This is a genomic window from Nocardiopsis sp. NPDC058631 (assembly GCF_042716955.1).
Classification (GTDB): Bacteria; Actinomycetota; Actinomycetes; order Streptosporangiales; family Streptosporangiaceae; genus Nocardiopsis.
Map to the genome: position 1 here is coordinate 36,597 of NZ_JBHXQY010000049.1, position 12,034 is coordinate 48,630.

Annotated in this window: 7 protein-coding genes; 2 read left to right on the forward strand and 5 right to left on the reverse strand. The window is 72.8% G+C overall.

Features of this window, described 5'->3' with window-relative positions:
• Positions 1-97: 97 nt before the first annotated feature.
• Both ACFWTE_RS17420 and ACFWTE_RS17425 read right to left on the reverse strand, forming a co-directional pair.
• Positions 98-2,563 carry an ATP-binding protein gene (locus ACFWTE_RS17420; protein WP_378780496.1) on the reverse strand — a complete coding sequence of 822 codons (2,466 nt, stop codon included), beginning with the start codon at positions 2,561-2,563 and terminating at the stop codon, positions 98-100.
• Positions 2,564-2,912: 349 nt separating this feature from the next.
• Positions 2,913-3,572 (reverse strand): DUF1524 domain-containing protein, encoded by a 660-nt coding sequence (locus ACFWTE_RS17425; protein ID WP_378780497.1) that lies wholly within the window; start codon positions 3,570-3,572, stop codon positions 2,913-2,915.
• A 511-nt stretch (positions 3,573-4,083) separates the two neighbouring features.
• On the opposite strand from ACFWTE_RS17425, the gene thpD reads away from it, so the two are divergent.
• Positions 4,084-4,989, forward strand: a complete 906-nt coding sequence (gene thpD, locus ACFWTE_RS17430; RefSeq protein ID WP_378780498.1) for an ectoine hydroxylase — start codon at positions 4,084-4,086, stop codon at positions 4,987-4,989.
• A gap of 158 nt (positions 4,990-5,147) precedes the next feature.
• Here the strand turns inward: thpD and ACFWTE_RS17435 are convergent, their stop codons facing one another.
• The 3 genes from ACFWTE_RS17435 to ACFWTE_RS17445 all read right to left on the reverse strand — a co-directional run bounded on the left by ACFWTE_RS17435 (position 5,148) and on the right by ACFWTE_RS17445 (position 10,772).
• Positions 5,148-9,407 carry a TcpE family conjugal transfer membrane protein gene (locus ACFWTE_RS17435; protein WP_378780499.1) on the reverse strand — a complete coding sequence of 1,420 codons (4,260 nt, stop codon included), beginning with the start codon at positions 9,405-9,407 and terminating at the stop codon, positions 5,148-5,150.
• A gap of 18 nt (positions 9,408-9,425) precedes the next feature.
• On the reverse strand, positions 9,426-9,749 hold the full coding sequence (locus ACFWTE_RS17440) for a hypothetical protein (protein ID WP_378780500.1): 324 nt from the start codon (positions 9,747-9,749) through the stop codon (positions 9,426-9,428).
• A gap of 72 nt (positions 9,750-9,821) precedes the next feature.
• The gene (locus ACFWTE_RS17445) at positions 9,822-10,772 is read right to left on the reverse strand and encodes a conjugal transfer protein (protein ID WP_378780502.1); all 951 of its coding nucleotides are present in this window, start codon (positions 10,770-10,772) and stop codon (positions 9,822-9,824) included.
• Positions 10,773-11,224: 452 nt separating this feature from the next.
• Between ACFWTE_RS17445 and ACFWTE_RS17450 the strand changes: the two genes are divergently transcribed.
• A complete protein-coding gene (locus ACFWTE_RS17450) occupies positions 11,225-11,938 on the forward strand; it encodes a lysoplasmalogenase (RefSeq protein ID WP_378780503.1) in 714 nt (237 codons plus the stop codon).
• The last annotated feature ends 96 nt before the right edge of the window (positions 11,939-12,034 follow it).

Here is a 12,034-nt window from a genome sequence, read left to right on the forward strand (position 1 = left end):
CACCCGGGTCGCCTTTACCGCGTGGCGCCCGCCGGTCCGCGAAGGACCGCTGCGACCTGTGGCGGGCCCGCCCGGAGCACGGCCCCGCCCGGCCCCGTCAGTCCGATCCGTCGTGTCCGGCCGCCACCAGGTCGTCGCCCCCCGGGCGCTGCCGGGTGGGGTTGGTGTCCAGCCAGCGCAGCAGCCCCTCCGAGACGAGGTCGACGCCGATCCGTCCGGCCCTGCCGTCCAGGTCCCGGAACAGGCACTCGCCGTTGCCCAGGTTGCGCAGTACCGCGAGGTGGTCCTCGGTGGGTTCGACCCCGAGCAGCGCCATGACGCTCTCGACCTCGAAGCGTTCGCTGGAGCGGAACGCGAACACGGAGGACAGGCAGTTGGTCACCTGTTCGTTCAGGAGGTCCCCCGCGTTCTGGGACACGAGGATGAGCGCGGTGTTGCGGGAGCGGCCCATCCGGGACACCTCGGGGACGAGCTTGGCGCCCTCGGGGGTGGAGGTGACCGCCCACGCCTCGTCGAGGAAGATCGCCTTGGGCAGGTGGCGGTCCAGGCCGTTCATCAGGCGGCGGGCGAACTGGGACACCAGGTAGAGCAGGGCGACGGAGAGTCTCTGCTCGTAGGAGTAGTCGTCGCGGCCCACACCGGAGTCGGGCAGGGTGAGCCCGCCCAGGGTGAACACGGTGGTCCACCCCTCGGTGTCGATCTGCGTCTCGCCCTGCGGGTCGAAGCACAGCGAGGCGAGCCGCATCTCGGACATGGACTGCAGGACCGCGCCCAGGTTCCGGGAGGCGGCGCCCTGCGAGGAGACCAGGTGGTCGACGACCTTGGCGAGGGAGGGCTGGGGCTGGTTGGCGACGGCGGCGACCGCCTGGATCATGGCCGACTCGCGCTCCTCGCTCATGCGGGGCAGCAGGAGCCGGAGGGTCTCGGTGGCCATGGTCTTCTTGGCGGCGAGGTCGTCGCCGAACGCGAACGGGTCGAGCAGTCCGGGCTGGGCCGATCCCAGCGACATGGTCCTGGCCTTGCGGCCTCGCCTCTGGAGGAGTTCGACCAGCGACTCGGCGTCGCCCTTGGGGTCGATGGCCGCGACGGTGACGCCGCGCAGGGCCAGCTGGTAGATGAGCAGGAGCGCGAGGGTGGTCTTGCCGCCTCCGGGCTCGCCCGTGATGGCGATGGCGGTGGGGCGGTTGCGCGCGGCGGCGACCATCGGGTCGAAGTGGACGATGGAGCGGGCCCGGCCGATGCTCTCGCCGATGTAGGGGCCGACCCAACCGCCGCCGCTGTGGTCGACGCGGTCCCCGACGTCGACGGTGGCGGTGGGCATGCCGCCCGCGATGGTGCGCAGCGGCTGGCGCTGGGCGTAGGCCTGGAGCCGGATGCGGTCCCCGGGCAGGGACTCGTTGAACAGGGAGAACTGGTCCCCGGTGGAGTTGATGACGTCGATGCCGATGTCGCGGTAGTGCTCGACCACGGCCTCGACCTGCTGGACGAGGAGACGCTCGGTGGGCGCGGACACCATGAGTCTGTGCCAGCCGTAGACGAAGGGCAGGCGTTCCTTGGTGATGCCGTGCTCCAGCATGCGGGCGGCGTCGATCTGCTCGGCGAGGGCGATGGGGGCCTCCACCCCGGCCTCGCGGATGTGCGCGTCCATGTCGCGGGCGTGCGCGAGCTTGCGGCCGACGTCCTTGGAGGCCTTGGCGGGCGGGATGAGCTTCATCCGCAGGGACACCTCGACCGGGAAGGGCAGCGAGTCGGCGTGGTGCAGCCACGGTTCGCCGTCCGGGAAGGGCATCAGGTCCGGGAAGCGGGCGAAGGACAAGAACGCGACGTGGGTCGATCCGGAGGGCTGTTCGAGGCGCAGCATGGAGCGGCCGTTGTGGACGACCCCGTCGACCAGTGCCTCGATCTCGCCGCGTCCCCAGGTGCGGCGGCCCGCCGCGGAGGGGCGGACCTCCTCCGCGGAGCCGCTGACGGAGTGCCGGATGAGCCAGGCGATCTCGTCGGAGGTCGCGTGGCGCGCGTGCAGGGAGCTGGCGGCCAGGGCCCGGCCGAGCCGCTCGGACTGGTCGGTCCAGCGGGCGATCTCCTTGTCGTCCACGGCGTCGTCGTCGATGCCGAGGGCCTCCTCGGTGCGCTGGTAGGCACCGAACACCTGGGAGAAGAGGCCGAGACCGGTACCGGAACCCCGCAGGCCGAGGCGGACGCCGAGGTAGACCTCCTTGGTCCAGAAGTCCTTGGCCCACACGTGCCGGTACATCTCGTCGAGGTAGTCGTACCAGCCGGCCCCGGAGTCGGAGGTGCCGTCCAGGCGGGTGGCCCACTGCGCGGCCGGGTAGGTGCGGTGGGCGACGCGCAGGTGGACCTCGGCGTCGTTCATACGGATGGCGGCGAGGGCGATGGTGATGTTGGTGGCGAGGGCCTGGCGCTCCTCCGGGGTGGTGAACTCGTACGACACCGTCGGCAGCCGGAAGTAGGCCCAGGCCTCGCTGTCACTGAAGAGCACGCGGTCGTCGAAGTAGCGGACCGCGAGGCGGGTCGCGCCGCGGGTCCCCCTGGTGCCGGTCATCTCTGAGCCCTTCTGGTCGCGTCGCGTGTCGGGTGCGCCTGGAAGGCGGACGCACCCGGGCCTGCCGCCTGTGCCAGCCTCCATAGTGGAGCATCGTGCCGGGGCCGTAGAAGCGGACGGGGTTACGGCGCGCCAGAATTCCGGCGAAACCGCTTCAGGGCCCGCGTCCGCCCGCGGCCGGCCCTCCCACCGCGGCCCCTCCCCGCTCTCCGGTCGCACCCGGCCCGTTCCCGCCCTCCGGCCGCACGGGCACTCCCCCGCACACGAGCGGGCCCGCCTCCCCCTCCTCGGGAAGGCGGGCCCCGTCGGCCGCGGGTGCGGGCGGCCGGTCAGCGGTGGCGGACCCCGTTCAGCAGGCGGAGTCGATGGTGCCCTGGACGGAGGACTTCTCCGTGGAGGTCACGGTGAGGTCGTACTCGTACTTCACGTTGATCCAGGACTTGACGTAGTCGCAGTGGACGGCGGTGTTGGTCGGCATCCACTGGGACGGGTCCTTGTCGCCCTTGGAGCCGTTGCTGGACGGGGTGGCGAGCCACAGCTGCGAGCTGGTCACGTCGTTGGCGAAGTCGGCGCGCTGGGAGGTGGTCCAGTCCGCGGCACCGGTCTTCCACGCCTCGCTCAGCGGCACCTGGTGGTCGACGCTGATGTTGGAGGGCACGTCGTACACCCAGGAGTCGTCGAAGGCGCTGTACCAGCTGCCGGAGGTCGGTTGGCAGTCGTTGTTGGTGACCACGTCGTGGCCGTCGCGGAGCAGGACGACCTGGCGGGCGGTGCAGGGGCTGTCGACGACGTTCCAGTGCGGGAAGAGGCTGCGGTCGTAGCCGGTCTGCGGCCCCTTGGCCGCCACGGTGAGGGAGTTGAGCTGTGTCTGGGCCGCGGAGGTGCTGGGGATGTTGGGCGGCAGGACGTGGTCGGCGGACGCGGGGGCGGCCCATCCGAGAACGGCGGCGAGGGTCGCCGCGGCGGCGGTCGCGATCACGCGCGAAACCGCACGGGGGAAGGGGGTCACGTTTTCTCCTCTTGAGCGGGTCGAGGAAACAAGGCCCCCACCACTGTGGTGTAGCACGGTCTTTCGCGCCAGCCCCGGGCAGAGAATTCACGTCCGCTTCGGACGCTGCTTCCCCGGGCCGGGACACCCACTTGTGTTCCAATACCTGTACCATATTTTTGTGATCTAGCACACGTTCAAATCGCCCAGGGTGACGACGTGTTTCGGTGGGTGCGAGCGCGGTGGGGCCACCTGCGCCGATGGCGGGGCTCCCCGACCAACGGACACCGAGAGTGACGCAGGGCAGGTGGGCGTGGAGGATCCGGGTGCCGAAGACGCCGGAGGGGACGGCGCATGCACATCCGAAATATGTGTTTTGCCCCTTAAGTGAAACCGTAGTACCCGGAAAGGCAACCGACAAACACGGGAGTTATCAGCGAATCGGGAAATAAGCCTTCTCGTTTGTTAAGTTCGCATGTCGTAGGGAACGCCGTCTACCTCAGAGAGGACGAACCCCACAAGGGGACAGGCCATGACTCTCCTGATCGACATCCCGACAGCGGACGAGTACCCGACCCGCAAGGCCCACGAGCCAGCCCTCCTCTACCGCAGGTCCCCCACCGTGTGGGGGTCGGCCGACGGCGGACCCTTCTCCGCGGAGCAGATCGCGGACTACGACCGGCGCGGTTACACCCAGATCGACTCCCTCGTCAGCGGCGAGGAGGTCCAGGCCTACCGCGCCGAACTGGAGCGGCTGGCGGCCGACCCCGCTCTGCGCGGGGACGACCGCGTGGTCGTCGACCCCGAGTCCGGCACGGTCCAGTCGGTCTACGGGGTGCACGGCCTCAGCGACGTCTTCTCCGCACTCGTCAACGACCCGCGTCTGGTGGAGCGCGCGCGCCAGATCCTCGGCTCCGACGTGTACGTGCACCAGAGCCGCGTCAACCACAAGCCCGGCTTCGGCGGCGGCTCGTTCTTCTGGCACTCCAACTTCGAGACCTGGCACGCCGAGGACGGCATGCCGCGGATGCGGGCGGTCAGCTTCTCCATCGCCCTGACCGAGAACTACCCCCACAACGGCGCGCTGATGGCCATCCCCGGTTCGCACCGCACGTTCGTCTCCTGTGTGGACCCGTCCCCCAGTCCCCACCACCGGAACCCGCCCAAGACCCGGGGCGCCGGGGTGCCCGACGAGAGCTCGCTGTCGCTGCTGGCCCACCAGCACGGCATCGAGGTGCTCACCGGTCCGGCGGGCGGAGCGACCGTGTTCGACTCCAACTGCATGCACGGTTCCGGTGACAACATCACACCGCATCCGCGGTCGGACGTGTTCGTGGTGTTCAACAGCGTGCACAACGCCTGCACCACCCCCTTCGGCTCCTCCGGCCCCCGGCCGGAGCACGTCGCGTCCCGGGACTTCTCCCCCGCCGGACGCTGAGCCACCGCCGCGCGGACGGGCCCCGCTCCCGCCTGCGCGGCGGTTCACCCCACCCCGTGGCGCACCGGCGCCCGGAGCCCTCTGCGGGCTCCGGGCGCTGTTCCGTTCCCGGGGGCGCGGCCGGCGCCCTCCTCGCGGACCGGGCGCCGACCGGCCTCCTACCGGACGAGCGCGTTGACGAGGACGCCGCCGAGCGCGCCGTGGGCGCGCTTGGTGGCCGGGCGCAGGGCGCCGACGTCGATCTTGGTGTAGGACGAGCCGAGGTGGTCGTCCCACGGGATGCGGACGATGGCCCGGCAGCGCCCCCGCGCAACCCGCTCGGCGGCGTCGACGTCGGCGAGGCTGCGCTTGCTGACGCCGTTGACGACCAGCACCGAGTTGGCGCGCAGGGCGTGGTAGCCGTTGCCGTCCAGCCAGTCGAACGTCATTGAGACCGCCCGTTCGGCATCGGCGTTGGCCGGAGCCACCAGGACCAGGCCGTCGGCGACCGGCAGGGCGCGCGCCACCCCCGTGGCCGCCGGGTCCAGCAGGGTGACGCCGTAGAACGAGCCGAGCAGGGACGCCAGCTGGCCGTAGTCGCGGTCGTCGAGGGTCTGGACGTAGGGGTCGTCCAGGGTCTGGATGACCTCCAGTCCGGTTCCCGACTGGCTGGTGTAGTCGCTCATCCGGGCGTAGTCCCCGATCCCGTCCGCGTTGGCGAGCAGGGCGGTCAGGGTCTCCGGGGTCTGGGCGCCGACCCTGCGGGAGAGCCCGTTGGGGCCTGGGTTGACGTCGACCGCGACGACCAGGTCGTCGCGGTGCGCGGCCAGGGTGTGGCCGATCATCAGAGCGGTGACCGTCTGCCCCGCACCGCCGGTGCACCCCAGGACGACGAGGCTGCGCGGACCGTCGAGCGGGGTGCGCAGGCGCTCGATGTCGCTGGGAGGCAGGTCCGACCGGACGGGTGTCGCCCCTCCGGTGACGACCTTGGCCAGGCGGCGCCAGCCCCGGGTGCCGCCGGACTCGCTGCCGCCCGGTTCTCCGCGGGCGGGCGCCTCCGCTTCCCGGACGGGTTCGGGCGGCCGGGGGCGCTGCGAGGGGACCCCGTTGGGCGTGTCGCCCAGGCGTTCCTGCTCGCCGGTGCCGTGGTCGAGTTCCAGCTGGGGCTTGGTCTCCCTCGCGGGCCGCTCGGGCTCCTCGCCCGGGGAGGGCTGGCCGAAGAGCTGACCGAGCCTGCGGGCGTTGTGGGCGACCCGGTGGAAGACGCCGTCGCCGTGATCGCCGTCATGGGGGGCGGGGCCGGGGTGGATGTCCTGATCGAAGCCGTGCGCCCCTGTGCCCTGCCCGGCGACCCGGTCGCCCTCGGACGGCGGGGCGGCGGGGGTGCCCGCCCCGTGGGACCACAGGTCCTCCGAACCAGCCCTCTCGGCCGCGAGGGCGTCGGCCATGCTGGGGTTGCCCCTGGGGTCGCGCGCCGCGCGCCCGCGCTCGCCCGTGTCGGCACGACCCGCCGTGCGGGCGTCCGCGTCGGAGCGGTCCCCCTCCGCGGGCCTCGCGTCCTCCACCGCGCCGGTGGCGCGCATGCTCCACCTGGTGGGCGAGGACGCTGCGCCGGGTGAGGTCCCGGAACCGGCCGGCTCGGCACGGGCGGCCTCGACACCGGAGGCCTCGGCACGGGCGATCTCGGAGCGGGCGGCCTCGGAGCGGGTGCCCGTCTGGCGGGCACCGTCCGTTCGGGCCTCCCCGGGAGCGCCGGCGGTGCGCCGTACGTCCGCCGGGCCGTCGGCAGGGACGGTTCGGGGCTTCTCGTCGCCGTGTCCGGCCGACCGCCGGTCCGTCCCGTGCCCCGCTGCCGCACGGCGGCGGGCCAGGGCCGCGGCCTCGGCCTCCTCCAGGTCGGAGACCGTGCGTCGGCGCGCCGCCTCGGCGCCGGGGTCCGCGCGCACGTTGCGGTCGGAGCGTTCGGGTTCGTCGCGGACCTCGGCGAAGCTGACCAGCTCGCCGGTCCCGTGGTCGAGCTGGGTGGGTGGTTTGGGTTCGACCGCCGGAGGGGCCGGGAACGGCTCTGTCTGTTCCGTCTGCGGGAGCGCCTGTGCCGTCTGCGGCGCGACCGTTTCGGCCGCCCTTTCCGTGTCGGAAGCGACGGCGGTGTCGGAAGCGTCGGCGGCCCCGGGCTCGGCGGTGCCGTCCTCACGCAGTTCGCTGGCCGGGATCACCGGGTTGCCGCGGTCACCGACCTTGGGCTGGTCCGGGTGGCGCCTCTTTCCGTCCTCGAACCACTCGGCGGGGTCGCGGGGGGTCTCCCGCTCGGTACCGGGGACGGCGTCGGCGAACTTGGGGCGGGGCGGCGCCGGTGTGTCAGCGGTGATGAGGTGCCGGTCGAGCACGGACATGTGCGCGTTCCACTCCGGCCCCCGGTCCTCCGGTTCGTCCTCGGGCCGCCTGGACATGGCGTCCTGCTCGCCGGTGCCGTGGTCCAGCTCCAACGCGGGCACGGCGTCCGCCGTACGGGGGGTACCGGCGCGGAGCGCGGTGTCCTCCGCGCGCTGCGGCTCGGGGCCCGCCTCGGCGGGGGTGCCCGCGTCCGGTGCCCTGTCGGCAGGGGCGGGAGGGGTCTCGGAGGAGACGGCCCCGGGGGCCGGCTCGGATGCGGTGGGGGCCGCCTGGGAGGCCGTGGGCTCCTTCGGGCTCCGCGCGGCGTCGTCGTCCTGCGCGCGGTCCGGCTCGGCAACCACCTCGGACGCGGGCTGGGGAGCGTGTTCCGTGCCGTCCCCGCGGTCCTCCTCCGCCGGTGCGGCGGAGGCCGGGGGCAGCCACGGCAGGGCGGTCTCGGCCGCGGGCCGGCCCGTGGCGGCAGCGAAGCGGGCCGCGTAGTCGGACAGGTCCGGGTGCTCAGCGGGTTCCTCCGCGCCGCGCTCCGTCCCGAGGTCCCACGGGGCGGCGTGCGGGCGGTCCCGGCGGCGCGGGTGCTCCTCGGCCCTCCCGACCTGCGCGCGCCCCTCCCCGCCGGCGGGTGCCGTCCCCTGTTCCGGAAGGCCGAGGCCCTGGGCGCGGACGGGGCGCTGTTCTCCCGGGCCCCGCTCGCGCACCTGGTCGGTGCGGCGCTCCTCCAGGTCCTTGGCGACCTGGATCCCCTGGGTGCGGCCGCGCAGGCGCCGCGCGGCGGGCGTCTCGTCCGCCGGGTCGGGCTCGTGACCGGACACGACCTCCTCGGTGCGGCCGCGGTCCCGCACGGGGGTCCGCCTCCCGGCGGGCGAGACCGCGTCGGCGACCTCGTCCCGGCTCAGGGCACCGGTGTCGCCGACGGAGTAGGCGCTCTTGGAGGTGAGTCCGACGGGAGTCTCCCCGGAGGAGGCACGCAGGTTCGCGAACCACGCGTCGCTGGCGCGCTGCTCGTCGTTCTCGGTCGCATGGACCGGGTCGTCGCCGAACCCGTCCTCCCCCCCGTCCCGCTCACGGTCCTCGCTGCGGTCGGGTTCCTCCGGGGAGTCGGGCCGCCCGGGGCCGAGGCCCCACCCGAAGTAGTTGAGCACGCGTCGGCCGACCCCGCGGCTGGGGCCCTCCGGCCTGCCGGGCTCTCCTGTGGCGCCTTCGTCGGCTTCGAACGCGCGGGGGGCCTCGTCCCAGGCCTGCGCCGGGGCGCGGTCACCGGGTTCGGCGCGGGAGGCGACGGCGACCGGGACGCGTTCCTCGCGCGCGGGGGCCGCGGCCTCCTCCGGGGCCCTCCCGGTGAGGGCGTGCCCGGAGGCCACGGGGAGCTCGGGGGCGGCGGGGAGCGCGGGGGCGGCGGAGGCGCGCACCGGGGTCCGCTCCCTTCGCCCGTGCTCCGGGTCGGCCTCGGCCGGGGCCCGTTCGGGCACGGCCGGGGTGTACACGGGCTCGTCCACGAGCGCCGGAGCCGACGCGACGGGTTCGGCCACGCCGCGCAGCGGGGGCGCGGCCTCGGGGACGGGGCGCAGGGGGGCGGTGTCCTCGACGAGGACCTCGGCCGGTTCGGCCTCGAACTCCACCGCGCGGCGTCCGGCGCGGCCGCGCCCGGGCATGGCGAGGGGGCCCGCCTCGGGGTCCCGGTGCCAGACGCGCACCGCCACACGGACCTCGGACGGCTCGTACTCCGGAGCCAGGCGGGTGTACACCCTGGCCTCGGCGAGGAAGCGCGCCTGGGAGATGAGCAGCTCGGTCAGCCGCTTGCCCTCGATGACCGGCCGTGTGGCCAGCACCGTGATCACCCCGGGGGGCACGACCCAGAGCACCAGGTGCCAGCCGTTGCCGAACGCGAAGGGCGCGTTGAGGATGCTGAGCAGGACCACCCAGAGCGCGAACACGCCCAGGGCGACCCCGAACGTGCCCACCGGGAGCGGCATGGGCAGCCGGAAATCGTAGAGCTTGTACAGCCGCTTCTCGATACGCCAGATGTTGGTGTACGTGGGCAGATCCACGTTCCCGGCCTCCCTCGCCTATTCCGTCGATACGCCCATCGCTCGGGCGAGCGCCACTGCGATGACCTCGATGATGCCGGGGACGTAGAACACGATCCCGATGAAGATCGCCAGGATGATGAACTGCGCGAAGCGCGTGATCTCCCTGGTGAACAGGAAGAACACGGCCACGATGGACACGATGACGAGGAAGAGCGGCCCGAAGAAGCCGCGCAGGAAGTCGGCCAGGCCACCGGTGTCGGGGGCGTTCTCCGTCGGGGTCGTCCCGACCGCGAGGGAGATCAGGTCGGTGGCGCCGACGGCATGGAACACGTCCGGTGTGGATGACAGCAGGGGGAGCATGTCAGGCGCCGTCCTCCGCAGTCGTGACTGGTGTGCTCATGGTTCTTCTCGTCTCCTTGCCTACTGGCCCCGTCACTCGCCGAACGAGCGAGGGGCGCCCTGGATGTCGCGGACGTGCCACTCGGTTCCGGAGTTGACGACCGTGACCAGGTAGTTCTGCGTCACCTGTCCGGCTTCGGCCCCGTCGGAGGCCGGGACGCTCCACGTGACCGTGGTCGCTACCTGTCGTACGTCATCATCCCCGTTCGGAGACTGTGATGGCACCGTCGTATCGGACAGTTCGACGAATTCCAGACTGTTCTCCGGAAGTGGGGCGATGGTGACACCCGCTTCGACGTAGCGCTCCAGGTGCGCGGGCTCCCCCGCGTAGGCCTCGAAGAAGCCCGGCAGCACCTCTGTGAGCTGCTCACCGGCCTGCGGATCGGTTTCGAAGGAGACGTCCTCCGGCAGGCTGGCCCGGGTGGGCGGGGCGAGGAAGGCGGGGGTACCGGCCACCACCAGGGACTCACCGTCGGCGTAGACGGGCACGTCCAGCCGCATGGGCTCGCCGTTGACGTCGGCCCGCACGATGACGGAGGCGTTGTGGTCGTCGTGGACGTCCACGGCGACGACCGTGAGGTTGTCCCCGGTGAGGCTGTCGACGGGGACGTCGAGCGCGGCGGCCTCGCCGTCGGGGACGAACGCGGCCAGGGCCGACAGGCGGGCCTCGGAGTCGGCGGTGTCGAGGTAGGTGTCGGCGAAGCGGAGCCCGAAGGCCGCTGCCGCCGTCTCCGGGTAGGTGGCCTCCTCGGCCTGTTCGGGCTCGTCCGAGGCCGTGGGCAGGGCGAACCCTCCTCGCAGGGGGAACCAGACGCCGTTGAAGACGACGACGATGATGAACGCCCACAGGACGGCGCGTCCCACGCCGACCCACCAGCGTCCGCCCGACCCGGCACGGAGCCGTCGGGTTCGGGGGGCGTCGAACTCGCTCTCGTCGCCCTCCCGGTCACGTACGGCGGTGCCGCGTCGTGACGCCTTCGCCATCCCCGCCTCCTGCACACTGTTCCGCGCCGTCCGCCTCGGACGGCGTATCCGCCATGCCCTTGTCTACCCCATCCCTATAGTGAGGCATTGTGGGGGTTGGGAGCGGCGTCCGTGACTGCGCGTTTTCCCGCTGAGAGCGCAATGCGCGCACCGGCTGAACTTCGCAAAAGGTGCATATCACGGCAATGACTCATGGAACTCATGGTGGGGCTGTGCCTGTCAGTCCAATTACGGTTGGCCCGGAAAGCGATTAGTCACCCGGCAGAGAGCAAGGTCTGGCCCCCGGGGGCAGGAAACCGTTGACGGGATGTAACCGGGATCTCCCTCCGCGGGAGCCGGAGCCCCCTGCCGGGAGCAGTTCACACCACTCCGGCCCCACCGCCCCCTCCGCCGTCCCCGGAACGCACGACTCCGCACAAGGACGAGCACCGCGCGGTGCCTATGATGGCGCGATGATCCCCCGCCGCCCGCTCGCACGGGCCCTGCTGGCCCTCTACGGCGCGCTGGCCGCCGTACACCTCTTCGTGCAGTGGTCGGACTCCGACGCCTGGTCCCGTCCGACACAGGCGCTGCTGATGCCCGTCCTCGCCGCGGTCCTGCTCACGGAGGCCGTCCGCGCGGGCGAGCGCCTCGCCGTCCTGACCGCGGCCGCCCTCGGCTTCTCCTGGCTCGGCGACACCGCACCGGCACTGGCCTCGGGCGACACGGCGTTCCTGCTGATGGTGGGGTTCTTCCTCGTCGCGCAGGTGGTGTACGCCGTCGCGTTCGGGCCCCTGCGCCGGGGCAGCGTCCTCCACCGCCGGCGGGCTCTGCTCGTCCTCTACGCCGCCGCCGTGGGCGCGCTGGTCTGGGCCTGTGCCCCCGGAGCGGGAGTCCTGCTGGTTCCCGTGCTCGCGTACGGGCTCTGCCTGGGTGCGGCGGCGGTCCTCGCCACGGGGGTGCACCCTCTCGCGGGGGCCGGCGGGGCGCTGTTCCTGGTCTCCGACGGACTGATCGCCCTCGGGGCGTTCGCCCCCGGCTTCGACCTGCCCCGGGACGGCTTCTGGGTGATGCTCACCTACACCGCCGCGCAGGCGCTGCTCGTGCTCGGCGTCCTGGCCCGCCTGCGGGCCCAGGAGGGGTCCCCCGCACCTGCACCGGGCGCGGAGGCGGCCGACAGGACGTGAGGGGCCGCGTTCCGCCGTGGTCACGGCGGGACGCGGCCCCTCACCCGTGCTGCGGGCCGGTGCGCCGGGTCAGACGTTGAAGCGGAACTACACCCC